Below are 22,955 nucleotides of genomic sequence, written 5' to 3'. Positions count from 1 at the left end.
GGGGGCAACAGGCGCGGACAGGGGCAGCCGGGCCGCGCGGGGCGGCATGCCGGCAGGAACAGGCAGGCTCATCGGACGAAGGATGGGGACGTGCGCAGATGATAGGGCAAACCCCACCAGCGGCGTCACCGCGCCGGTGCTGCCCGCTGCCAGCGGTCCCTCAACCGGCGCGCCCCGGTGCCGCCACCTCGGCGCTGGCCGGCCACTGCACCACGGCTTCCAGCCCCCCCTGCGGGCGGTTGCGCAGCCACAGCCGGCCCCCGTCCTTCTCGGCCAGGGCACGCGCGATGGTCAACCCGAGGCCAGCCCCCCCGGTCTCGCGCGAGCGCGAGGTCTCCACCCGCACAAACGGATCGAACACCGCCTCCAGCTGATCGTCGGCCAGGCCCGGGCCGTCGTCGGCGATCACCACGGTGATCGTGCCATCGCCCCGCTCGACCCGTACCCGGGCGCGCTGCGCGTACATCACCGCGTTGTCCACCAGGTTGGAGAACAACCGGTGCATGGCCAGCGGCCGCAGCATCAGCAGCGCGCCGCTGCCGCCTTCGAAGGCGACGTCGGCGCCATCTTCGGCCGAGTCCTCGACAATGCTTTCCAGCAGCGAATCCAGGTCCAGCGCCGCACGTTGTTCGGCACTCTCGGCGCTGCGCGCCAGCTCCAGCCCCTCGCGCACCAGCGCCTGCATTGCCGCCAGGTCGCCGATCAGGCGTTCGCGCAGTGCCTCGTCGGTGACGTTCTCCAGGCGCAGGCGCAGCCGGGTCAGCGGCGTCTGCAGGTCATGGGTGATCGCTGCCAGCATCTGCGTACGTTCCGCCAGGTGCCGCTGCAGGCGCTGCTGCATGGCATTGAAGGCCTCCGCCGCACGCTGCACTTCACGCGGCCCGCGCAGCGGCAGCGGCGCACGCTGCAGGTCATCGCCGAGGTCCTCGGCGGCCGCGGCCAGCTCCTGCAGCGGTGCGCTGGCCATGCGCGCCACCACGTAGGCCAGCACCGCGATGGCCAGCACCAGCAGGGTCAGGAACAGCGGGTCCACCGCCAGAATGCCGTTGTGGGCGATCGCCGGCGAATCCAGTGCCAGCTTCAGCAGCGTGCCGTCGTTGAGCACCACGTCCACCGCCCGGCACTTGGGTGGAATGAAGGTGGGATCGCGCTCGCGTGGTGGCTTGCGATGGCCCGGCGGCGGCGGCGGCAGCAGGTCCTGCAGCTTGGGAATGCACGAACGGAACGAGGCGAAATGCACGTGCGCGCGCGACACCGGGCCCGGCCGGTCCTCCAGCACTTCCATCAGCGCCTTGTCGACACGCCCGATGCGCGCGCCCGGCTGCAACGCACGCACGCTCGGGCCGCCCACTTCCAGCAGCCGCTCGCGCAGCTCGGGGTTGCCGTCGAGCAGGTTGATGTAGCCCTGCAGGCGATCAGCGATGCGGTTGAGGTTCTGCCGCTCGAACTCCTGCTGGCGCTTGGAACTGGCCAGCATGGTCGCGCCGATCGCGGCCACGCTCATGCCCAGCAGCAGGATCACGAACAGCCGTCCCACCATCGAGGACAGGAAGTGGCGCAGGCGCTTCATCGCGGCTTATTCCAGGTTGACCGCCGAGGCCAGCACGTAGCCCTCGTTGCGCACGGTCTTGATCAGGCCATCGGGACCGCCGTCATCGGCCAGCTTGTTGCGCAGCCGGCTGACCTGCAGGTCGATCGCCCGGTCCTGCGCTTCATAGTTGCGGCCGCTGCTGAGCGCCACCAGCTGCTCGCGCGACAGCACCTTGTTGGCATGGGCGATGAACACCCGCAGCAGCCGGAACTCGGCGCCGGACAGCACCACCACGCGGCCGTCCGGATCCACCAGATGGCGGTGTTCCAGGTCGAAGATCCAGCGCGAGAAGCGCGCGCGGCGCACCGCCAGCGGCTCCAGGTTGGCCGGCAGCGCCTCGGTCCGGCGCAGCACGTTGCGGATCCGCGCCAGCAGCTCGCGTGGCTCGAAGGGCTTGGCCAGGTAATCGTCGGCGCCCATTTCCAGGCCCAGCACGCGGTCGATCGGCTCGGCGCGCGCGGTCAGCATGATCACCGGCGTGTTCGAGCGCGCGCGCAGGTCGCGGCACAGGGTCAGGCCATCCTCGCGCGGCAGGTTGAGGTCCAGCACGATCAGGTCCACGTGTTCGCGCTCCAGCAGCTGGCGCATGCTGGCGCCATCGGCCGCGGTGCTGACCTGGTAGCCGGCGCGGCCGAGCTGTTCGGCCAGCAGGGTGCGGATATCGTTGTCGTCGTCGACGATCAGCAAGCGATGCATCGGGTTTTCAGTCTCCATTTCGCGATCATCCCGTGTCGGCAGCTGAACCGCATCCAGGCCAATACGTACCACTGTATCCACGCCTGCGCCGGATACCTGCCGACACGCAGTCTCGCAGACAGTGTTACACAGGGACATACCCCGAGGATTGAGTGCGCCGACGCCCGATCTTCACAATGCCTGCCAACGCCGCCGACGCGGCCCCCAGAGTGAAGCCTCCACGTGATCTCCCGCCTGTTGCCCGCGACCCGCAAGGGCCGCCTGATGCTGCTCGCCCTGCTTGTCCTGATCGCCGCCGTGGGCGCCTGGTGGCTTCTGCGCAAGCCGGCGGCACCGGCCCTGGCCACCACCCCGGTCAGCCGCGGCGACATCGAACAGACGGTCGAAGCCACCGGCGTGATCGATGCCTACAAGCTGGTCAGCGTCGGCGCGCAGGCCTCGGGCCAGATCAAATCGCTGAAGGTGCAGCTGGGTGATACGGTGAAGGAAGGCGACCTGATCGCCGAGATCGATGCCACCACCCAGCAGAACCAGGTGCTCAACGCGCAGGCCTCGCTGGACCAGGTCACCGCACAGCGCGCGGTGCAGCTGGCCACGCTGCGCCAGGCCGAGCTGGAGTTCGCCCGCCAGCAGCAGATGCTGGCCGCCGAGGCCACGTCGCGCCAGGAGTACGACGCCGCCGAAGCGCAGCTGAAGACCGCCCGCGCCCAGCTGCAGTCCTACGAAGCGCAGATCAAGGGCCGCGAAACCGAGCTGGGCACCGCCCGCGCCAACCTGGCCTACACCCGCATCGTGGCGCCGATGGACGGCACCGTGGTCGCGGTGGTGGCCGAAGAAGGCCGCACGGTGAATGCCAACCAGACCGCGCCGACCATCGTCATGCTGGCGCGGCTGGACGTGGTCACCGTCAACGCCGAGGTGTCCGAAGCCGACGTGGTCAAGATCAAGGCCGGCATGCCGGTGTACTTCACCACCCTGGGCGACCCCGACCGCAGGTACCACGCCACGCTGCGCCAGATCAATCCGGCGCCGGCCTCGATCGCCAGCGAGAGTTCGTCCAGTTCCAGCAGCTCGTCCAGTTCCAGTTCCAGCAGCGCGGTCTACTACAACGCGCTGTTCGACGTGGAGAATCCGGATGGCACCCTGCGCATCGACATGACCGCGCAGGTCTCGGTGCTGCTGAAACAGGCCAAGGGCGTGCTGATGGTGCCGGCGGTGGCGCTGGGGCCGAAGGCCCGCGATGGCGGCCGCATCGTGCGCGTGGTCGATAACCGGGGCCAGCCGCAGCCGCGCAGGGTCAAGGTCGGCATCAACAACGGCGCCAACGTCGAGATCCTGTCCGGCCTGGCGGAAGGCGAGCGCGTGGTGGTCGGCGAAGGCGGCGCTGCCGCCGCCAGCGGTGGCGGCCGTGGCGGCATGCAGATGCGGGTCGGCGGCCCGGGCATGGGCCCACGCCGATGAGCACGACGGTGCCGTTGCTGCGCCTGCGCGACCTGCGCCGTGAATTCCCGGCCGGCGAGGACGTCATCGCCGTGCTGCGCGACGTCAACCTGGATATCCACGCCGGCGAGATGGTGGCCATCGTCGGCCAGTCCGGGTCGGGCAAGTCCACGCTGATGAACATCCTCGGCTGCCTGGACCGTCCAACCCGCGGCAGTTACCAGGTGGCCGGCCGTGAGACAGGGAAGATGGCGCCCGACGAACTGGCCGAGCTGCGCCGCGAGCACTTCGGTTTCATCTTCCAGCGCTACCACCTGCTGGGCGACCTGGACGCGCGCGGCAATGTGGCCGTGCCGGCGGTCTATGCCGGCAGCCCCGGCGCGGTGCGCACCGCGCGTGCCGAGCAGCTGCTGCAGCGGCTGGGCCTGGCCGACCGCCTGCACCACAAGCCCGGCCAGCTGTCCGGTGGCCAGCAGCAGCGCGTATCGATCGCGCGTGCGTTGATGAACGGTGGCGAGGTGATCCTGGCCGACGAACCGACCGGTGCGCTGGACACGAAATCCGGCGAGGAAGTGATGGCCATCCTTGGCGAGCTGCACGCCGAGGGCCACACCATCATCATCGTCACCCATGACATGAGCGTGGCCGAGCACGCGCAGCGCATCATCGAGATCCGCGACGGCGAGATCATCGCCGACCGGACCAACCCGAACGCGCCCAGCTACCGTGCCCGGCGCGAACCCAGTGCAGGCGTGGCCCACGGCAGCAGCTGGCAAGCAGCACGTGACCGCTTCACCGAGGCGTTCCGCATGGCCCTGCTGGCGATGAACGCCCATCGCCTGCGCACCTTCCTGACCATGCTCGGCATCATCATCGGCATCGCCTCGGTGGTATCGGTGGTGGCGCTGGGCAACGGCTCGCAGCAGCAGATCCTGCAGAACATCAGCGCGCTGGGCACCAACACCATCGATGTCTACCCCGGCCGCGGGTTTGGCGACATGCGTTCGGCGCGGGTGCAGACCCTCAAGGCCAGCGACGCCGACGCCCTGTCACGGCAGAGCTACGTGGACAGCGCCACGCCCAGCGTGTCCAGTTCGGCCACCGCGCGTTACCGCAACCAATCGGCCACCGCGCAGATCAGCGGTGTCGGCGAGCAGTACTTCCGGGTCAAGGGTGTCAGCCTGCTCAGTGGCAGCTTCTTCGACACCGATGCGGTGAAGGGCCTGGCCCAGGTCGCGGTGATCGACGAGAACACGCGCACCCAGTTCTTCCCCGACAGCGACCCGATCGGCCAGGTGATCCTGCTCGGCAACGTGCCGGTGCGGGTGGTCGGCGTGGCCAAGAAGCAGAGCTTCGGTTTCGGCGGCAGCACCAGCCTGGGCGTGTTCGTGCCCTACACCACGGTGATGTCGCGCATGCTCGGGCAGCGCCACGTTTCCAGCATCACCGTGCGGGTCAACGATGAAACACCGATGGACGCGGCGCAGGAAGCGGTCACCCGCCTGCTGACCATGCGCCATGGCACCGAGGACTTCTTCCTCAGCAACAGCGCCGAGATCCGCGACACCATCGAACAGACCACCCGCACCATGACCCTGCTGATCGGCGCCATCGCGGCCATCGCGCTGCTGGTCGGCGGCATCGGCGTGATGAACATCATGCTGGTGTCAGTCACCGAGCGTACCCGCGAGATCGGCGTGCGCATGGCCGTGGGCGCCCGGCAGAGCGACATCCGCCGGCAGTTCCTGATCGAAGCCGTGCTGGTCTGCCTGCTCGGCGGCCTGCTGGGGATCGGCCTGGCGCTGTTGATGGGTGTGCTGATCGGCCGCTTCGCCAGTGACTTCCAGATGGTGTTCTCCACCGCTTCCATCATTGCCGCCTTCGCCTGCTCGACCCTGATCGGCGTTGCATTCGGTTTCCTGCCGGCGCGGAGCGCTGCCCAGCTCGACCCGGTGGAGGCCCTGGCCCGCGAATGAAGACCATGATGCCCCTCTGTTCTCCCCGCCGCTCGCGGCTGCTGCTGGCCGGCGCCGTGCTGCTGGCCCTGTCCGCCTGTGCCTCGACCGGGCGCTACCCGGTCCAGGCGCCGGAGGTTGCCGCCACCTATGGCCGCGGTGACGCGCGCCTCAACACGCCCGCCGACGACCCGCGCAGCAGCCTCGACACCCCTGCCCGCGACATCCGCCAGGACACCTGGTGGACCGGTTTCGGCGATGAACGTCTGGACCGCCTGGTCGCACGCGCACTGGCCGCCAACAGCGACCTCGGCGCCGCCGGCCTGGCCGTGCAGCGCGCCCGCCTGCAGGCCGGGCTGGCCAGCAACGCGCTGTGGCCGCAGCCGTCCTCTTCGGGCGTGAGCGGCAGCGGCAGCCGCGCCACCGACCAGGCCGACGACTGGCGCCGCAGCTACTCCACCGGCGTGTCGCTGGGGTGGGAGATCGACCTGTGGGGGCGCCTGCGCACCCAGCGCGACATCGCCCGCTGGGAGGCCGAGGCCAGCGAGGAGGACCGGCAGAACACCGCGCTGCTGGTGATCGGCGACGTCGTCAGCCAGTACTGGGCGCTGGCCTACCTCAACCAGTCGATCGCCACCGGCCAGGCCAACCTGGAGCGGCTGGAGCGCACCCGCGACCTGGTGCAGGCGCGCTTCGATGCCGGCGCGGTGTCGCGGCTGGAAGTGCGCCAGGCCCTGCAGAACCTGCAATCGCAGCGCTCGGCGCAGAGTGCGCTGGAACAGCAGCGGGTGGAAGTGCGCAACGCACTGACCGTGCTGCTGGACGGCACCCCCTGGCCGCAGCAGGACGAACCGCAAAACCTGCTGGACGCGCGCAGCCCGGCCATCAGCGAAGGCCTGCCGGCCGACCTGCTCGGTCGCCGCCCCGACCTGCGCGCCGCCGAGCTGCGCCTGCGCAACAGCCTGAAGACAATCCGGGTCACCGCAACCCAGTACTACCCTGCGTTGAGCCTGACCGGCAGCCTCGGTTCCAGTGCGACCTCGCTGGGCGATGTGCTGCGCAACCCGGTGGCGACACTGGGCGCGGGCCTGTCGCTGCCGTTCCTCAACCTGCAGCGCGCGCAGCTGGACACGGACATCGCCGGTACCGCCTACCAGATCGCCGCGACCAACTTCCGCAAGACGCTGTACACCGCGCTTTCCGAAGTGGACAACGCGCTGTCGGCACGCGAGCAGCTGACCCGCCAGGTCGCCGCCTCGCAGGCCTCGTACGATGAAGCGGTGGAAGTGGAGCGCGCGCAGGAAGTGCGCTACCGCGTGGGTGCCACCGACCTGCGCACCTGGCTGGAAGCGCAGCAGACCCGTCGCGACGCGGAACTGTCACTGGCCCGGGTGCGGCAGAGCCAGCTGAACAACGACGTGACCCTGTTCAAGGCGCTGGGCGGCAGCGCGGGGTAAAGCACTCCCCGCGATGCGTGGATCTTCGGTAGCGCCGGGCCATGCCCGGCGAGCGCGGGGCGCGGCGCGCCACGCGTGGCCACGGGTAAACCGCCGGGCATGGCCCGGCGCTACCCGCTGCCGATCAGCCGCGCTGGCGCACGGCCTCGAACAGGCTGACGCCGGCGGCGACGGAGACGTTCAGGCTCTCGATCTCGCCCGGCATCGGAATCTTGACCAGGCCATCGCAGTTCTCGCGGGTCAGCCGGCGCAGGCCGTCGGCTTCGCCGCCCAGCACCAGGGCGATGTTGCCCTTCAGGTCCAGCTGGTAGAGCGACGCGGTGGCTTCGCCGGCCAGGCCGTAGATCCACACGCCCTGCTTCTGCAGGTCCTTCAGGCAGCGCGACAGGTTGGTCACCGCCACCACCGGGATCAGATCGGCGGCACCGGCCGAGGTCTTGCGCACGGTGGCGTTCACCGTGGCCGACTTGTCCTTGGGAATGATCACGGCGGTGGCCCCGGCCGCAGCGGCCGAGCGCAGGCAGGCGCCCAGGTTGTGCGGATCCTGCACTTCATCCAGCACCAGCAGCAGCGCCTTGCCGTCGGCCGCGGTGACCAGCCCTTCCAGCTCGTTCTCGCTGTAGGTGCGGGCGGCGGCATAGCGCGCGGCCACCCCCTGGTGGCGTACCGAACCGCCGACACCGTCCAGCGCCTGGCTGTTGACCTTGCGCACGTCGATGCCCTTACGGCGGGCGTTTTCCTCGATTTCGACCAGGCGCGGGTTCTTCGCTCCGGCCTCGACCAGCACTTCGCGGACGTTCTCGGCGTCGTTCTCGATGGAGGAGGCGACGGCGTTGACGCCGACGATCCACTGGCTGTTCTTGCTCATGCGGGCGGGACCGGAAAGGGGGTGGCTATGGTAGAGCATCGCGGGCAGCCGCGCTCCGCGCCCGGCCCTTGCGGTAGCGCCGGGCCATGCCCGGCGGCGGTTGATCCACCCGTCCCCTGCCGCGCTGCGCGCTCGCCGGGCGTGGCCCGGCGGCGGTTGATCTACCGTTTTCCTGCCGCGCTGCGCGCTCGCCGGGCATGGCCCGGCGCTACCACCGCCCAACCTTCCGGTAGCGCCGGGGCATGCCCGGCGGCGGTTGATCTACCGTTTTCCTGCCGCGCTGCGCGCTCGCCGGGCATGGCCCGGCGCTACCACCACCCAACCTTCCGGTAGCGCCGGGCCATGCCCGGCGGCGGTTGATCCACCCGCTCCCCTGCCGCGCTGCGCGCGCGCCGGGCGTGGCCCGGCGCTAGCCTCGCGTGCGTGGCGGCCAGTGCGGGGTGTCGTGGTCGGGATGCTGGTGGGAGACGATCGTGGCCAGGAACTCCAGCGCATCCACGTCATCTTCCGTGCGCCGTGCCGGCAGTCGCGCCAGCGCGTCGACGAAGGGCAGCTTGCGCTCGACGCCATACTGGAGCGTGGGCGGCAGGCGCTCGGGCTGATCGAACGCGCCGGCCGCCACGGCCGTGCCATCGGGGGCCTCATAGGTCAGCGGCGTGCCGCAGTCGGCGCAGAAACCCCGTCGTACCGCGTTGGATGACTGGAAGTAGCGCGGCTGGCCGCGGGTCCAGCTGAACTGCACGCCGCGCACCGACACCAGCGGTGCGTAATACGCACCGAAGGCCTTCTGGCACATCCGGCAGTGGCAGATCGAGCTGTCGGTCAGCTCGCCGCGCGCCTGGAAGCGGATCGCGCCGCACTGGCAGCCACCGCTGTATTCGGGTTGGCCCTGCATGGTGCGTTCCTCCGAAGTGTCGTGCCAACCGGGGTTGGCACTGCCGGGCCGGGGATGCCGGCCAGTGGCCGGCACCACCACGGCCGTCGCTCAATACGGCTTCTTGCTGCGCTTGGCGGGCTTGCCGCGCGCGGGCAGTGGGGCCGGGCTCTCGACCTCCTCTTCGCCCTTGTGCTCGACCAGGCGGAAATCGATCTTGCGCTCCTCCATGCTGGCCTTCAATACCAGGATGCGCACGCGATCGCCCAGCCGGTAGCTGCCGCCACGGCGTTCGCCGGTCAGCGTCTTGCGGGTGGCATCGAACGAGTAATAGTCCTGCGGCAACTGGGTGACGTGCACCAGGCCCTGCACCTTCGACTCGTCCAGCTCGACGAACAGGCCGAAACTGGTCACGCCACTGATCACGCCGTCGAACTGGCCGCCCACGTGCTTTTCCATCCACGCGGCACGGTAGCGCTCATCGACCTCGCGTTCGGCTTCGTCGGCGCGACGCTCCCGCTCGGAGCACTGCAGTGCCAGCGCGGCCATCTCGCGGGCGTTGTAGGTGAACGCATCCAGCGGCTTGCCCGACAGCGCGTGCTTGATCGCCCGATGCACCAGCAGGTCGGGATAGCGGCGGATCGGCGAGGTGAAGTGCGCGTACGCCTCCAGCGCCAGGCCGAAATGACCGTTGTTGTCCGGGCTGTACACCGCCAGGCTCTGGCTGCGCAGCAGCACCGATTCCAGCAGCGTCGCGTCGGGACGATCGCGGATCTTCTTCAGCAGCTTGGTGTAATCACCCGGGCGCACCTTCGACCACGGCGGCAGGCTCAGCTTGAACTCCTTGAGGAACTCCAGCAGGTCCGCGAACTTGGTCTCCGGCGGCTTTTCATGCACCCGGTACGGTGCCGGCACGCGGCGCGACAACAGGTACTTCGCGGCTTCCACGTTGGCGGCGATCATGCACTCCTCGATCAGCTTGTGCGCATCGTTGCGCACCAGCATGCCGGCCTGGGTGACCTCACCGCGGTTGTCGAGCACGAAGCGCACTTCGCTGCTCTCGAATTCAATGGCGCCACGCTTGGCCCGCGCCTTGGCCAGCACCTTGTACAGCTGGTGCAGGCGCTGCACCTGCGGCAGCAGGTCGCCGATGAAGGCCTTGGCGCCGGCATCGTCCTCGCCCACCGCCTGCCACACCTGGGTGTAGGTCAGGCGTGCGTGCGAGTTCATCACCGCTTCGTAGAAGCGCGAGTGGGTCACCACGCCGTCGCGGTCGATCTGCATGTCGCAGACGAAGCACATGCGGTCGACCTTCGGCATCAACGAGCAGATGCCGTTGGACAGCGTCTCCGGCAGCATCGGCACCACGAAGCCGGGGAAATAGACCGACGTCGCGCGCTTCTGCGCTTCCTCGTCCAGCGGGGTGCCCGGCCGCACATAGTTGGAGACATCGGCGATGGCGACCACCAGGCGGAAGCCATCGGCATTCGGCTCGCAGTACACCGCGTCGTCGAAATCCTTGGCGTCTTCGCCATCGATGGTGACCAGCGGCGTACTGCGCAGATCGACGCGGCCACCGATCATCGCCGGCTCCACCACCAGCGGTACCGCGGCGGCTTCGTCCAGCACCGCCTGCGGGAACTCGAACGGCAGCTCGTGACCGTGGATGGCGGTCTCCACCACCAGCGAGGCGGTCAGCTTGTCGCCCAGCACGGCGATGATGCGGCCGATCGGCGGGCGCCGGCTGTCCGGCGCCTGGGTCAGTTCGCAGACCACCAGCTGGCCATCGCGGGCACCACCGGTCTGGTCGGGCGGCACCTGCACGTTGCGCTGGATGCGCTTGTCATCAGGCACCACGTAATTGATGCCCATCTCGACGCTGAAGCGACCGATCAGGCGGGTCATGCCACGCTCGAGCACGCGCGCGATGCTGCCTTCGCGGCGACCGCGGTGGTCGATGCCGGTCACGCGCGCCAGCACCTTGTCACCGTGCATGACCTTGCGCATTTCGTAGGGCGGCAGGAACAGATCGTCGCCGCCCTCGACCGGGCGCAGGAAGCCGAACCCTTCCGGGTTGGCGATCACCACGCCGGTGACCAGGTTCAGGGTCTGGATCGGCGCGAAGCCGCCGCGACGGTTCTGCACCAGCTGGCCGTCGCGGACCATCGCGCCGAGCCGGCGTGACAAGGCCTCGGCGCGGTCCGGTGCGGTCAGGCCCAGGCGCGCGCCCAGTTCCTCAGCGGTCTGCGGGCCTTCGCAACGCTCCAGCAGGGCCAGGATCGCCTCGCGGCTGGCAATGGGTTGTTCGTACTTCTCGGCCTCGCGCGACGCATAGGGGTCGTCGATCACCTTGCCGGCCGGCGGCAGCTTGCGGCCGGGCGCAGGACCGGGCGCATCGGCGCTGCGGCGGCCGCGGCCGCGTGGCGGCGCACCGCCGTCGGCCAGTTCGGGGAGCCAGCCCGGCAATGGCTTGCCCGGCTTGGTGGTGCGGGCGGTGCCCGGCGCTGCGCCCTTCTTCGGGGCTGGACTGCGGGACTTGCTCCCGCCCTTGCTTGGTTTTTTGGTAGTCATCGCCCTCCATGGTAGCCGCTGCGCGCGTGCAGAACGGGTCAGGAACACGGTTGGAGGCATCGCATTGGAAATCTTCGGAAAGTCGTTGACAGCCTGCCAATTCATCTTCACAATTGCGCCTCTGGAACGCCCAGGTGGCGGAATTGGTAGACGCACTAGTTTCAGGTACTAGCGGGTAAAACCGTGGAGGTTCGAGTCCTCTCCTGGGCACCAACGAAAAAACTCCTCGCTCCGGCGGGGATTTTTTTTGCCTGTTCGCCGGCGGCAGGCAGGCACCGCCCGTCGTCGCGCGGGTCGTCACCGACGTGGTGCGCGGGTGTTGACACATCCTTCACTGCACCGCATAATTCTCCTCCTCGACGCCCAGGTGGCGGAATTGGTAGACGCACTAGCTTCAGGTGCTAGCGGGGGCAACTTCGTGGAGGTTCGAGTCCTCTCCTGGGCACCATGTCGAGAAAGAAAAACACCCGCGAAAGCGGGTTTTTTCTTGCCTGCGATTTGGCCTTTGCAGAGTCGAGCCATGCTCGACTGATCCTCACAGCAGTAGAGCATGGCTCGACTCTACAAGAGCCGGCCGCGAACGTAATCAGAACAGCGGGCGCAGCGCCAGCTCCAGCCCGAGCAGCAGCAGGAAACCGAGGAAGCACGCGCGGAACACCCGGGCACTGATGCGCTGGCGGATCACCTGCCCCAGCCACATGCCGGCCAGCGCTGGCACCACCGCCAGAGCACTCAGGCCAAGCTGCTGTACGCCGAACGCCCCCTGCAACGCCAGCCCGGCGGTCAATGAGATCGTCGACACGGTGAATGCCAGGCCCAGTGCCTGCACCAGCTCGTCGCGCTGCAGGCCCAGCGACTGCAGGTACGGCACCGCCGGCATCACGAACACGCCGGTGGCGCCGGTGACCACCCCGGATACCGCCCCGACCAGCGGGCCCAGCCAGCGCTCGCGGCGCGCCGGCACATGAAACACCGGCGCCACCAGCGCATACGCCGCATAGACCACCAGCGCGACGCCCAGCGCCGTGCGCGAGGCATCACGGTCCACCCGTACCAGCAGTGCAGCCGCGCCCAGCGTCACCACCACCACCGCCAGCATCATCGGCCACAAGCGGCGCAGGATCCGTCCCAGCGACGGCCCGCACAGCAGTTGCCAGGCATTGGTCACGAAGGTGGGGATGAACAGCATCGAGGCGGCCGCCACCGGCGACAGCGCCCCGCCCAGCAGGCCCATGGCCACGGTCGGCAGGCCCATGCCGGTCACGCCCTTGACCACTCCGGCCAGCAGGAACACCGCCACCAGCAGCGCATGGAAGTACATCGTCTCGTTCATGCCGCCATTGGATCGGGCCGTCGCACGGCGCACAATGCGGTCTTCCCGGCCGAGCCTTCGGACCCGCCGAAGGCGGGGTGCCACGCGGAGCACTGACATGCGGATGGACATCGCCGATCTGCGCCTGTTCCTGGCGGTCGCCGAAGCAGGCAGCATCACCGCCGGTGCCGCGCGGGCGAACCTGGCCCTGGGTTCGGCCAGTGAACGGCTGCGCGCGATCGAAGCCGACGCCGGCAGCGCATTGTTGAACCGGCACCCGCGCGGGGTCAGCCTGACCGAAGCCGGCGCGGCCCTCGCCCACCATGCGCGGCTGATCCTGCAGCAGCAGGCGCAGCTGCGCGGCGAGCTGGAAGCCTTCGCCCAGGGCGCGCGCGGCACCCTGCACCTGTATGCCAACACGGCCGCACTCACCAACTACCTGCCGGCCCGGCTTGCGCCCTGGCTGGCACTGCGCCCACGCCTGCATGTGGAACTGCATGAGCGCACCAGTGACGATATCGTGCGCGCCCTCGGCGCAGGCCAGGCCGAAGCCGGCATCATCAGCGATGCGGTGCCGGCCGAAGGCCTGCAGCGGCATGTAGTGGCCGAAGATCCATTGGTGATGCTGCTGCCTGCTGGCCATCGCCTGGCCGCACGGCGTTCGCTCGCGTTCGTCGAGGTGCTGGGCGAAGCCTTCGTCGCACTGGCCGACGGCAATGCGCTGCAGACCTATGTGCACGAGCGCGCCGACGAGGCCGGCCGCCGGCTGGACGTCCGCATCCGCATGAAAACCTTCGACGGCCTGAGCACCATGGTGGGCCATGGCATCGGCGTCGGCGTCGTGCCACGCACCATCGCGCGCCAGCATCGGCGCAGCACGCATACGGTGGCGGTGCCGCTGGCCGACGCGTGGGCACAGCGCCGGCTGTGCGTGTGTTTTTCCAGCTGGATGCAGCTGTCACCGGCGATGCGCAGCCTGCTTCAGCACCTGGGCGTGCAGCCGCAGAAAAAAGTGTGAAAGGTTGTTGACACATGAAAAGCCTTGCTGCAAAATTCTCCTCCTGAGTCGCCCAGGTGGCGGAATTGGTAGACGCACTAGCTTCAGGTGCTAGCGGGGGCAACTTCGTGGAGGTTCGAGTCCTCTCCTGGGCACCATGACTCAGCAAATGATCAAACCCGCGCAAGCGGGTTTTTTCATGCCCGGCGATCGCCGGCACCACGCCTGACGCGCGCGCAGCGCGGCACAAAAAAACCCCGCCTTCCGGCGGGGTTTCTGCGTTTCAACGGCAACGACCGATCAATGTCCACCCGCCGATGCCGCGCCCGCACCTGCGCCGAACGGCGGCTTGGCCAGCCACAGGAACGTGATGATCGCCAGGAACACCCAGCCCAGCAGGAAGAAGATGTCGTTGAAGCCCATCTGCGATGCCTGGTGGTTGATCATGGTGTTGAGCACGGCCGCGCCCTGCTGCAGGTTGCCCTGCCCCATCGCCGCCACCTGGTCCTGCATGCCCGGCTGGTAGGCCGAAATGTGTTCGGTCAGGTCGGCATGGTGGACCTGGGTGCGGCGCGCCCACAGCCAGGTCGTCAGCGACGCAGCGAAGCTGCCGCCCAACGTGCGCAGGAAGGTGGCCAGGCCCGACCCTGCGGCAATCTCGCGCCCATCCAGGTCCGACAGCAGGATCTGCAGCACCGGCATGAAGAACAGCGCCACGCCGATGCCCATGATCAGCTGCACGCCGGCCACATGGGCAAAGTCCACCTGCAGGTTGAAGCCTGAACGCAGGAAGCTGGTGAAGGACAGGAACACGAACGCGAAGGAAGCAATCAGGCGCATGTCGAACCGCGAGGCGTACTTGCCCACGAACGGCGTCATGATCACCGGCAGGATGCCGATCGGCGCCGTGGCCAGGCCCGCCCAGATCGCGGTGTACCCCATGTCACGCTGCAGCCACTGTGGAATCAGCAGCGACACGCTGAAGAACGCCGCATAGGCCACCACCATCGCCAGCGTGCCGGCGCGGAAGTTGCGGTGCCGGAACAGCTTCAGGTCGACGATCGGATCCTTGTCGGTCAGTTCCCAGATCAGGAACACCGTCAGTGCCACCACCGCCACGCAGGCCAGCACCACGATCTTCATCGACGAGAACCAGTCTTCGTCGTTGCCCAGGTCGAGCACCAGCTGCAGCGCGCCGACACCGATCACCAGGGTGACCAGGCCGACGTAATCCATCTTCGGCTTCTCGATGTGCTCGGGACGCCCCTTCAACTGGTTGCCCACCACCAGCGCGGCGAACACGCCCAGCGGCACGTTGATCAGGAAGATCCACTCCCAGCTGTAGTTGTCGGTGATCCAGCCACCGAGGATCGGCCCGCAGATCGGTGCCACCACGGTGATCATCGCCAGCAGCGCCAGTGCCTGCCCGCGTTTCTCGCGGGGATAGATCGAGACCAGCAGCGACTGCGTGATCGGGTACATCGGACCGGCCACGAACCCCTGCAGCGCACGCGACACCACCAGCATGCCCATGCTCTGGGCCAGGCCACACAGCAGCGAGGTGATCACGAAGGCCAGCGTGGCCCAGATGAACAGCTTGCGCTCACCGAAGCGGCGGCTGAGCCAGCCGGTCAGCGGCAGTGCGATGGCGGTGCTGACCGCGAACGAGGTGATGACCCAGGTCGCCTGCTGCGAACTGGCGCCGAGATTGCCGGCGATGGTGGGCAGCGAAACGTTGGCGATGGTGGTGTCGAGCACCTGCATGAACGAGGCCATCGCCAGACCCACGGTGCACAGGGCCACGCTGGGCGGCAGGAACCCGGTGGCCGCACCCGGCGCCGCCGGTGCGCCCGGGCCTCCGGGCACGGCTGGAGCTTGTGCGGACATGGCGACCTCAGCCCGCCTTGGTCTGCTGCGGCAGGTTGCCCTGGATGATCGTATGGATCACGTCATCGGCATCATGCAGCTGCTTGGCGTAGACGTCGGTGTCGAACACCGTGCCCTTGGCCGCCGCGCTCGGCAGCACTTCGCCCTTCTGGTCACGCAGGCTGACTTCGGCCTTCATCGACAGGCCGATGCGCAGCGGATGTTCGGCCAGCTGCTTGGCATCGATGGCGATGCGCACCGGCACGCGCTGCACGATCTTGATCCAGTTGCCGCTGGCGTTCTGCGCCGGCAGCAGCGAGAACGCCGAACCGGTACCCAGGCCCAGGCTGTCGATGCGGCCCTTGTACTTCACGTCGCCGGCATACAGGTCCGACTTCAGCTCCACTTCCTGGCCCAGGCGCATGTGCCGCAGCTGGGTTTCCTTGAAGTTGGCTTCCACCCACATCTGTTCGGTCGGCACCACCGCCATCAGGGCATTGCCCGGCTGCACGCGCTGGCCGACCTGCACCGAGCGACGGGCAACATAGCCGGTGACCGGCGCAACGATGCCGGCGCGGGCGTTGTTGAGGAACGCCTGGCGCAGCTGCGCGGCGGCGGCCTGCACGTCCGGCTGGGTGGCGATCACGGTGTCATCGACCAGCGCGCGGTTGCGCTCGACGGTCTCGCGCGAACCGGCCACGGCCGCTTCGGCCGCCGCCAGCTCATCGCGCGCATGGGCCAGTTCTTCGTTGGAAATGGCACCGGTGGTGGCCAGGTCCCGGCGGCGGGCGAAGTCTTCGCGCACGCGCTTGAGGGTCACCTGACGGGCGTTCAGCTCGGCCTGCGCGCCTTCCACGCTGCGGTACAGGCCCCGGGTCTGGCGCACGGTCCTGGCCAGGTTGGCTTCGGCCTGCTGCAGCGCCACCGAGGTATCGGCCGGGTCCAGCTGCACCAGCAGCTGGCCGCGCTCCACGCGCATGCCGTCATCGGCGTTGATGGCGACCACGGTGCCGGCCACCAGCGGAGTGATCTGCACCAGGTTGCCCTGCACGTAGGCATCGTCGGTCTCTTCGAACCAACGGCCGAACATGAAGTACCACAGCGCCAGTGCCGCCAGCAGCAGCACGACGATCACGATCAGTCCGCGCAGCAGCGTGCCGCGACGGTTGGGGGCGGCCGGGGCCGCGGTGTCTTGGGTCTGGCTCATGGCAGGAATCTTCAGGAATGCGAGGAATCGGAATGGGAGGCAAGCGGTGCGCGGTCAGCGTCGGCGGGCTGGAAGCCTCCGCCCAGCGCCTTGCTCAGGCGCACCGAGGTCTGCACCTGCTGCGACTGCAGGCCGGCCAGCTGCTGCTGCGACTGCAGCAGGGTGGACTGTGCGCTGAGCACGTCCAGGTAACTGCCGATGCCGGCGCGGTAGCGCTGCTCGGCGATGTCGAATGCCGCGCGGGCGGTGTCCACCGCCTGCTGCTGCGACTGCGCCTGCTGGGCCAGCGAACGCACCGCGTTGACCTGGTCGGCCACGTCGCGCAGCGCATCGAGCACGGCCTGGTTGTAGTTGGCCACGGCCAGGTCGTACTGCGCATCGGTGCTGGCCAGGTTGGCGCGCAGCTTGCCGCCTTCGAAGATCGGCAGGCTCAGCGCCGGGCCGATGTAGGCGAAGGTGGAGCTGCTCTGCAGCAGGTCGCCCACATTCGGCGCGACCACGCCGGCCAGCGCGGTCAGGTTGAGGCTGGGATAGAACTTCGTTCTGGCGACCTTGATCTGCTTGTCGGCCGCTTCCACCCGCCAGCGCGCGGCAACGATGTCGGGACGACGGCCGAGCAGCTCGCTGGGAACCACGCCGGGCAGCTGCAGGGCCATCGGGTTCAACGGTTGCGGGCGCTCGATCGACAGGCCCCGGTCCGGCCCCTTGCCGACCAGCGCTGCCAGCGCGGTGCGGGCGGCATCGATACGCTGCTGCGCGGCCAGCAGCTGCTGCTGCGCGGCCGGCACCCGGGCTTCGGCCTGGCGCACCTGCAGCTCGCTGTCGATGCCGGCACTGCGGCGCTGGCGGGTCAGCTGCAGCGACTTCTGCGACCGCGCCAGTTCCTCCTCGGCGACATCGTTGAGCTGCCAGGCATAGGCCAGGTCGGCATAGGCCTGGGCGATGCCGGTGGACAGGTTCAGGCGTGCGGCCTGGGCATCCACGGTGGCGGCATGGGCGCCGTCGACGGCCGCTTCCCAGGCCGCGCGCTTGCCACCCCACAGATCCACGCCGTAGCTGAAATCAAATGCGACCTGGCTGCTGCCGGCGTAGTGACCGCCCTCTTCACCCAGCATCGATTCGGGCAGGCGCAGGCCGGTGTAGCCACCGGACACCGACAGGCTGGGCAGGCGGTCGGCACGCGCGGTACCGACCTGTGCCTGCGCCTGGCGCAGGCGGGCGTCGGCGGCATCCAGGCTGGGATGGCCGGCCAGGCCTTCGGCGATCAGCGCGTCCAGCTGCGGATCGCCCAGCGCCTTCCACCAGTCCTGCGCGGGGAAGCCGGCCGCGCTCAGGTCGCTGTCGGCCAGGGTGCGTTCACTGTGCAGGCTGTCCACGTCGAGCACGTGGCCCTGCGGGTTCAGGCCGCGGCTGCTGGCGCAGGCGGCCAGCGCCAGGGCCAGCGCCGACAGCAGCAGCGCGCGCCCGGACCGGCGGAGAGTGGGATACGGGATCGGGTTCATGGGGTCGTCAGGGAATCGCGGATTCGGGTCAGGAGGGACAGCAGCAGCGTGCGTTCGTCGGCACTGAGGTCACGCAGGGCGTAATCCATCACCGCGTCGCCGCGCAGTTTCAGCCGCGCCCACAGCGCGCGGCCGTCATCGGTCAATACGATCTGCAGCGCACGCCGGTCCTGGGCATGCGCCTCGCGGCGCACGCAGCCGAGCGCCTCCAGCTTGTCCAGCAGCCGGGTGACCGCGCTGGGCACCTGGTCGATGGCCTGGGCCAGCTCGTTGGCCGTGCAGGGGGCCATGTTCGACAACACCTTCAGCCCGATGTAGTGGGTGAAGCCGATGCCGAGGTCTTCCTCGGCCATGGACGCATCGAGCTGGCGGACCAGGCCGTCGCGCACCTGGCGCAGCAGCAGGCCGAAGCTGGGGGGAGTGGTTGCGGGACAGATCATGGGGGAGCATTCTCTTCCAAAAAAAATATTTCTCAATGGAAATATTCGATCTGGCATCGAATGCTGTGTTGCAGCAGCGGGCTGAATCAGTGAAGGCGCTCACCTTAATGGCCCGCTCAGCTGGCCCGATAGTACAATTAAGCCAATGGATGACACATTTCAGCCAGCGGACACGATGAACACGGCAGAAATTCCCGCCCCCCAGCGCTTGCTCAGGGACGACGCACTGGACTGGTTCGAGCGCAATGACGGCCCGCCCGTGGTCGCTTTCCGCTTCGACAGCCCGTTGGGCCTGGTCCGCGAAGTGGACTGGCATCACCACCAGCGCGCGCAGCTGATCTATGTCGAACGCGGCCTGCTGACCACCCGCACCTCACATGGCACCTGGTCACTGGCGCCGGGTTCGGCCGGCTGGATGCCGCCGCTGGAGCCGCATACCGTCGCCCTCGACGGTCCGCTGCGCGGCTGGGGCATGGCACTGGCCGCGCCCGCCTGTGCCACCCTGCCCGCCGACCCTTCGGTGCTGGGCCTGTCCCGGCTGGCGCAGGCGCTGGCCGAGCGCATCTGCGAATGGCCTCTGGGCTATGACACCACGCCCGAACGCCAGCACATCATCGAGGTGCTGCTGGACGAGATCCGCACGGCGCCGCGCCAGCGCATGCACCTGCCGATGCCACGCGACCGCCGGCTGCTGAAGATCGCCTCGCAGCTGCTGGCCGACCCCGCCGACGAACGCAGCCTGGCGCAGTGGGCGCACTGGGCGGGGTTGTCGCCGCGCAGCCTGACCCGCCACTTCCGCGATGAGACCACCCTGAGTTTCGCGCAATGGCGGCAGCAGGCGCGGCTGGCCGAGGCGCTGCGCCAGCTCAGCGAGGGCCGCAGCGTGGCCGATATCGCCCACGCACTGGGCTTCAGCAGCGCCAGTGCCTTCGTCACCGTGTTCCGCCGCCACTTCGGATTGCCGCCCGGGCGCTACCTGGCGCGGGCCGGGCACGGCCTCGAACCGGGGCTGGATCCGGCGCGCGGCTTGGCATCCCCCGCCGCATCCGGATAATCACAGGATTGAGAGCGGCGACCGCCGTCACCGCCTCCCGACATAGGTAACAACGCCGCATGACCGATCTTGCCCGCCCCGTGTTCCACGGTTTCGAACAACTGCCGCTGCGCGAATACGCCGAACGCGCCTACCTCGACTACTCGATGTACGTGGTCCTGGATCGTGCCCTGCCGTTCATCGGTGACGGGCTGAAGCCGGTGCAGCGCCGCATCATCTACTCGATGAGCGAGCTGGGCCTGAACGCGGCGTCCAAGCCGAAGAAGTCCGCGCGCACCGTCGGTGACGTCATCGGTAAATACCATCCGCACGGCGACAGCGCGTGCTACGAGGCGCTGGTGCTGATGGCGCAGCCGTTCTCGTACCGCTATCCGCTGATCGAAGGCCAGGGCAACTTCGGTTCCAGCGACGATCCGAAGTCGTTCGCGGCGATGCGTTACACCGAATCCAAGCTGACCCCGATCGCCGAAGTGCTGCTGGGCGAACTGGGCCAGGGCACCACCGACTGGGCGCCGAACTTCGACGGCACCCTGCAGGAACCGACCTGGATGCCGGCACGGCTGCCGCACCTGCTGCTGAACGGCACCACCGGCATCGCCGTGGGCATGGCCACCGACGTGCCGCCGCACAACCTCAACGAGATCGTCAGCGCGCTGCTGCACCTGCTGGACGATCCGGACGCCAGCGTGCGCGACCTGTGCGAGCACGTGAAGGGCCCGGACTATCCGTCCAACGCCGAGATCATCACCCCCGCCGCCGACCTGCGCACCCTGTACGAAACCGGCAACGGCAGCGTGCGTGCGCGTGCCACCTTCACCCGGGAAGCGCACAACGTGGTGGTCACCGCGCTGCCGTTCCAGGTGTCGCCGTCGAAGGTGATCGAGCAGATCGCCGCGCAGATGCGCGCCAAGAAGCTGCCGTGGCTGGAGGACATCCGCGATGAATCCGACCACGCCAACCCGGTGCGCGTGGTGCTGGTGCCGCGTTCCAACCGTGTCGACGCCGACCAGCTGATGGGCCACCTGTTCGCGACCACGGACATGGAGCGCAGCTACCGCGTCAACCTCAACGTGATCGGGCTGGACGGCCGTCCGCAGGTGAAGAACCTGAAGATGCTGCTCAGCGAATGGCTGGCGTTCCGCAGCAGCACCGTCACCCGCCGCCTGCAGCACCGCCTGCAGAAGGTCGAGCGCCGCCTGCATCTGTTGGAAGGCCTGCTGGTGGCGTTCCTCAACCTGGACGAGGTGATCCACATCATCCGTACCGAGGACGAGCCGAAGGCGGCGCTGATCGCGCGCTTCGGCCTGTCCGAAGAGCAGGCCGAGTACATCCTGGAGACCAAGCTGAAGCAGCTGGCCCGCCTGGAAGAAATGAAGATCCGCGGCGAGGAGGACGAGCTGGCCAAGGAGCGCGAGAAGATCCTCGGCATCCTCGACAGCAAGGCCAAGCTGAAGAAGCTGATCCGCGACGAACTGCAGGCCGATGCAAAGAAGTTCGGCGACGCGCGCCGTTCGCCGCTGGTGCAGCGCCGGGCCGCGCAGGCCATCGACGAGACCGAGCTGGTGCCGAGCGAGCCGATGACCGTCGTGCTGTCGGAGAAGGGCTGGATCCGCGCGGCCAAGGGCCACGACATCGATGCGTCCACCCTGTCCTACCGTGAGGGCGATGCCCTGCAGGGTTCGGTGCGCGCGCGCAGCACCCAGCAGGTCGCCTTCCTGGACAGCGAAGGCCGCGCCTACTCGACGCCGGTGCATACGCTGCCCTCGGCACGTGGCAATGGTGAGCCGCTGACCGGCCGCTTCTCGCCGGCCGCCGGCACCCGCTTCGTCACCCTGGCCAGCGCCGAGCCCGATACGCGCTTCGTGCTGGCCTCCAGCCACGGCTACGGCTTCGTCACCCGCTTCGAGAACCTGATCGGCCGCAACAAGGCGGGCAAGGCGATGCTGAACCTGTCGAGCGGGTCGTCGGTGCTGACCCCGTCGGTGGTGGCCAACGTGGCCAGCGACCGCATCGTGGCGGTGACCAGCTCGGGCAACCTGCTGGCGATCGCCGCCAACGACCTGCCGGAACTGGACAAGGGCAAGGGCAACAAGATCATCGAGATCCCCAAGGCCAAGCTGGCCACCGAACGGGTGGTCGCGATCGTGGCGATCAGCCCGGGCCAGACCCTGCAGGTCCGCAGTGGCCAGCGCACCATGGGCCTGAAGTTCAACGAGCTGGACGCCTACCTCGGCGCCCGCGCCACCCGCGGCCACCTGCTGCCGCGCGGCTGGCAGAAGGTGGAAGGGCTGTCGGTGGAATGAGGCAGCGCCTCACGGTAGCGCCGGGCCATGCCCGGCGGCACAAAAAAGCCGGGGCATTCCCCGGCTTTTTCGTTTGTCGGCTGGCGGGCGCTGGAGCGGCTGGCTGGCGAAGGCTGGCTGGCGATGCTCCGATGCTGGCGGGCGACAGAACGTTGTAGGGTCGAGCCCTGCTCGACCCGGGTCCAACAGCAGCCGGGCATCGCCCGGCACCGCCACCGGCTCAGTGCGCCGGGGCGCCGTTGCCGTCGATCTTGCTCAGCTGGTACAGCTCCAGGCCGATGCGCTTGATCAGGCCCAGCTGCTGTTCCAGCCACCAGGCGTGGTCTTCCTCGGTGTCCTTCAACTGCGCCAGCAGGATGTCGCGGCTCACGTAGTCGCCGTTCTCCTCGCACAGCTTCATGCCGGCGGCGAGGTTGTTGCGCACCGCGTATTCGGTGTCCAGGTCCTTCTGCAGCATCTCCTCCACGGTCCTGCCCGGCTCGGTCGCATGCGGGCGCATGTCCGGGTCGCCGCCGAGGAACAGGATCCGGCGCAGCAGCGCATCGGCGTGCTGGGTTTCCTCTTCCATTTCATGGTTCAGGCGTTCGTACAGCGCGAACAGGCCCTGGTCCTCGTAGCGACGGGAATGGATGAAGTACTGGTCGCGGGCGGCGAGTTCGCCACGCAGCAGTTCCTTCAGGCAGGCGATGACGTCCGGGTTGCCTTTCATGGGGGGGGCTCCTGTGAATCGATGGTGCCCATGGTGCCCGATCCGGAAATGCGGTGATCTAATCGGAATCAGTCGCAGTTGCACCCGCAGCACGGGTGCCACCGGCAGTGGCT

17 protein-coding genes and 3 tRNA genes are annotated in these 22,955 nt (G+C 68.5%); 9 read left to right on the top strand and 11 right to left on the bottom strand.

Going from position 1 to position 22,955, the window contains the following annotated elements:
• Positions 1-160: 160 nt before the first annotated feature.
• Together Q5Z10_RS06915 and Q5Z10_RS06910 are read right to left on the bottom strand one after the other, a co-directional pair.
• Complete coding sequence (locus tag Q5Z10_RS06915) at positions 161-1,570, bottom strand: ATP-binding protein (protein ID WP_303638510.1); 1,410 nt, start codon at positions 1,568-1,570, stop codon at positions 161-163.
• 6 nt (positions 1,571-1,576) lie between these two features.
• Positions 1,577-2,305 (bottom strand): response regulator, encoded by a 729-nt coding sequence (locus Q5Z10_RS06910; protein ID WP_303638509.1) that lies wholly within the window; start codon positions 2,303-2,305, stop codon positions 1,577-1,579.
• A gap of 204 nt (positions 2,306-2,509) precedes the next feature.
• On the opposite strand from Q5Z10_RS06910, the gene Q5Z10_RS06905 reads away from it, so the two are divergent.
• From Q5Z10_RS06905 to Q5Z10_RS06895, 3 genes are read left to right on the top strand one after another with little or no spacing between them, the layout of a single operon-like run.
• Positions 2,510-3,748: an efflux RND transporter periplasmic adaptor subunit gene (locus Q5Z10_RS06905; protein WP_303638508.1), complete on the top strand. Its 1,239-nt coding sequence runs from the start codon at positions 2,510-2,512 to the stop codon at positions 3,746-3,748.
• The gene (locus Q5Z10_RS06900; protein ID WP_303638507.1) at positions 3,745-5,703 is read left to right on the top strand and encodes a MacB family efflux pump subunit; all 1,959 of its coding nucleotides are present in this window, start codon (positions 3,745-3,747) and stop codon (positions 5,701-5,703) included. The genes Q5Z10_RS06905 and Q5Z10_RS06900 overlap by 4 nt, the downstream gene beginning before the upstream one ends.
• Entirely contained in the window at positions 5,700-7,139 is a 1,440-nt protein-coding gene (locus tag Q5Z10_RS06895) for an efflux transporter outer membrane subunit (protein ID WP_442758941.1), read from the top strand. The genes Q5Z10_RS06900 and Q5Z10_RS06895 overlap by 4 nt, the downstream gene beginning before the upstream one ends.
• Before the next feature lie 124 nt (positions 7,140-7,263).
• Here the strand turns inward: Q5Z10_RS06895 and rlmB are convergent, their stop codons facing one another.
• The 3 genes from rlmB to rnr all read right to left on the bottom strand — a co-directional run bounded on the left by rlmB (position 7,264) and on the right by rnr (position 11,452).
• Complete coding sequence (gene rlmB / locus Q5Z10_RS06890; protein ID WP_303638505.1) at positions 7,264-8,007, bottom strand: 23S rRNA (guanosine(2251)-2'-O)-methyltransferase RlmB; 744 nt, start codon at positions 8,005-8,007, stop codon at positions 7,264-7,266.
• 409 nt (positions 8,008-8,416) lie between these two features.
• The gene (locus tag Q5Z10_RS06885) at positions 8,417-8,902 is read right to left on the bottom strand and encodes a GFA family protein (RefSeq protein WP_303638504.1); all 486 of its coding nucleotides are present in this window, start codon (positions 8,900-8,902) and stop codon (positions 8,417-8,419) included.
• A gap of 90 nt (positions 8,903-8,992) precedes the next feature.
• Complete coding sequence (rnr, locus tag Q5Z10_RS06880) at positions 8,993-11,452, bottom strand: ribonuclease R (protein WP_303638503.1); 2,460 nt, start codon at positions 11,450-11,452, stop codon at positions 8,993-8,995.
• Positions 11,453-11,580: 128 nt separating this feature from the next.
• Here rnr and Q5Z10_RS06875 point away from each other — a divergent pair.
• Positions 11,581-11,665: transfer RNA gene (locus tag Q5Z10_RS06875), tRNA-Leu, on the top strand.
• 148 nt (positions 11,666-11,813) lie between these two features.
• Positions 11,814-11,900, top strand: a tRNA-Leu gene (locus Q5Z10_RS06870).
• A 138-nt stretch (positions 11,901-12,038) separates the two neighbouring features.
• On the opposite strand, the gene Q5Z10_RS06865 is transcribed toward Q5Z10_RS06870, so the two are convergent.
• Positions 12,039-12,785 (bottom strand): sulfite exporter TauE/SafE family protein, encoded by a 747-nt coding sequence (locus Q5Z10_RS06865; protein ID WP_303638502.1) that lies wholly within the window; start codon positions 12,783-12,785, stop codon positions 12,039-12,041.
• A gap of 97 nt (positions 12,786-12,882) precedes the next feature.
• Between Q5Z10_RS06865 and Q5Z10_RS06860 the strand changes: the two genes are divergently transcribed.
• On the top strand, positions 12,883-13,782 hold the full coding sequence (locus Q5Z10_RS06860) for a LysR family transcriptional regulator (RefSeq protein WP_303638501.1): 900 nt from the start codon (positions 12,883-12,885) through the stop codon (positions 13,780-13,782).
• A gap of 50 nt (positions 13,783-13,832) precedes the next feature.
• A tRNA-Leu gene (locus Q5Z10_RS06855) sits at positions 13,833-13,919 on the top strand.
• 142 nt (positions 13,920-14,061) lie between these two features.
• On the opposite strand, the gene emrB is transcribed toward Q5Z10_RS06855, so the two are convergent.
• The 4 genes from emrB to emrR are packed head-to-tail and all read right to left on the bottom strand — an operon-like array spanning position 14,062 to position 18,776.
• A complete protein-coding gene (emrB, locus tag Q5Z10_RS06850) occupies positions 14,062-15,648 on the bottom strand; it encodes a multidrug efflux MFS transporter permease subunit EmrB (RefSeq protein WP_303638500.1) in 1,587 nt (528 codons plus the stop codon).
• Between the two features lie 7 nt (positions 15,649-15,655).
• Complete coding sequence (emrA, locus tag Q5Z10_RS06845; protein ID WP_303638499.1) at positions 15,656-16,834, bottom strand: multidrug efflux MFS transporter periplasmic adaptor subunit EmrA; 1,179 nt, start codon at positions 16,832-16,834, stop codon at positions 15,656-15,658.
• Positions 16,835-16,845: 11 nt separating this feature from the next.
• A complete protein-coding gene (gene emrC / locus Q5Z10_RS06840; protein ID WP_303638498.1) occupies positions 16,846-18,336 on the bottom strand; it encodes a multidrug efflux transporter outer membrane subunit EmrC in 1,491 nt (496 codons plus the stop codon).
• Complete coding sequence (emrR, locus tag Q5Z10_RS06835) at positions 18,333-18,776, bottom strand: multidrug efflux system transcriptional regulator EmrR (RefSeq protein ID WP_303638497.1); 444 nt, start codon at positions 18,774-18,776, stop codon at positions 18,333-18,335. Before emrR ends, emrC begins: the two co-directional genes overlap by 4 nt.
• Before the next feature lie 145 nt (positions 18,777-18,921).
• Between emrR and Q5Z10_RS06830 the strand changes: the two genes are divergently transcribed.
• Together Q5Z10_RS06830 and parC are read left to right on the top strand one after the other, a co-directional pair.
• Positions 18,922-19,830 carry a helix-turn-helix domain-containing protein gene (locus Q5Z10_RS06830; protein ID WP_303638496.1) on the top strand — a complete coding sequence of 303 codons (909 nt, stop codon included), beginning with the start codon at positions 18,922-18,924 and terminating at the stop codon, positions 19,828-19,830.
• 59 nt (positions 19,831-19,889) lie between these two features.
• Positions 19,890-22,133: a DNA topoisomerase IV subunit A gene (gene parC / locus Q5Z10_RS06825; protein ID WP_303638495.1), complete on the top strand. Its 2,244-nt coding sequence runs from the start codon at positions 19,890-19,892 to the stop codon at positions 22,131-22,133.
• A gap of 220 nt (positions 22,134-22,353) precedes the next feature.
• Here the strand turns inward: parC and bfr are convergent, their stop codons facing one another.
• Positions 22,354-22,842: a bacterioferritin gene (gene bfr / locus Q5Z10_RS06820; RefSeq protein ID WP_107230348.1), complete on the bottom strand. Its 489-nt coding sequence runs from the start codon at positions 22,840-22,842 to the stop codon at positions 22,354-22,356.
• Positions 22,843-22,955 lie beyond the last annotated feature (113 nt).

Source organism: Stenotrophomonas sp. 704A1 (assembly GCF_030549525.1).
GTDB lineage: Bacteria > Pseudomonadota > Gammaproteobacteria > Xanthomonadales > Xanthomonadaceae > Stenotrophomonas > Stenotrophomonas tuberculopleuritidis.
The sequence above is the reverse complement of the archived record's forward strand: the minus strand, read 5'-3'. Positions and strand labels throughout refer to the sequence as shown.

Excerpts from the sequence above, each read along its gene's own strand:
- Q5Z10_RS06900 (WP_303638507.1), top strand. The coding sequence starts at position 3,745 with ATGAGCACGACGGTGCCGTTGCTGCGCCTGCGCGACCTGCGCCGTGAA.
- Q5Z10_RS06910 (WP_303638509.1), bottom strand. The coding sequence starts at position 2,305 with ATGGAGACTGAAAACCCGATGCATCGCTTGCTGATCGTCGACGACGAC.
- bfr (WP_107230348.1), bottom strand. The coding sequence starts at position 22,842 with ATGAAAGGCAACCCGGACGTCATCGCCTGCCTGAAGGAACTGCTGCGT.
- emrR (WP_303638497.1), bottom strand. The coding sequence starts at position 18,776 with ATGATCTGTCCCGCAACCACTCCCCCCAGCTTCGGCCTGCTGCTGCGC.
- emrC (WP_303638498.1), bottom strand. The coding sequence starts at position 18,336 with ATGAACCCGATCCCGTATCCCACTCTCCGCCGGTCCGGGCGCGCGCTG.
- rlmB (WP_303638505.1), bottom strand. The coding sequence starts at position 8,007 with ATGAGCAAGAACAGCCAGTGGATCGTCGGCGTCAACGCCGTCGCCTCC.
- rnr (WP_303638503.1), bottom strand. The coding sequence starts at position 11,452 with ATGACTACCAAAAAACCAAGCAAGGGCGGGAGCAAGTCCCGCAGTCCA.
- Q5Z10_RS06865 (WP_303638502.1), bottom strand. The coding sequence starts at position 12,785 with ATGAACGAGACGATGTACTTCCATGCGCTGCTGGTGGCGGTGTTCCTG.
- Q5Z10_RS06915 (WP_303638510.1), bottom strand. The coding sequence starts at position 1,570 with ATGAAGCGCCTGCGCCACTTCCTGTCCTCGATGGTGGGACGGCTGTTC.
- emrB (WP_303638500.1), bottom strand. The coding sequence starts at position 15,648 with ATGTCCGCACAAGCTCCAGCCGTGCCCGGAGGCCCGGGCGCACCGGCG.
- parC (WP_303638495.1), top strand. The coding sequence starts at position 19,890 with ATGACCGATCTTGCCCGCCCCGTGTTCCACGGTTTCGAACAACTGCCG.
- Q5Z10_RS06895 (WP_442758941.1), top strand. The coding sequence starts at position 5,700 with ATGAAGACCATGATGCCCCTCTGTTCTCCCCGCCGCTCGCGGCTGCTG.
- Q5Z10_RS06830 (WP_303638496.1), top strand. The coding sequence starts at position 18,922 with ATGGATGACACATTTCAGCCAGCGGACACGATGAACACGGCAGAAATT.
- Q5Z10_RS06885 (WP_303638504.1), bottom strand. The coding sequence starts at position 8,902 with ATGCAGGGCCAACCCGAATACAGCGGTGGCTGCCAGTGCGGCGCGATC.
- emrA (WP_303638499.1), bottom strand. The coding sequence starts at position 16,834 with ATGAGCCAGACCCAAGACACCGCGGCCCCGGCCGCCCCCAACCGTCGC.
- Q5Z10_RS06860 (WP_303638501.1), top strand. The coding sequence starts at position 12,883 with ATGCGGATGGACATCGCCGATCTGCGCCTGTTCCTGGCGGTCGCCGAA.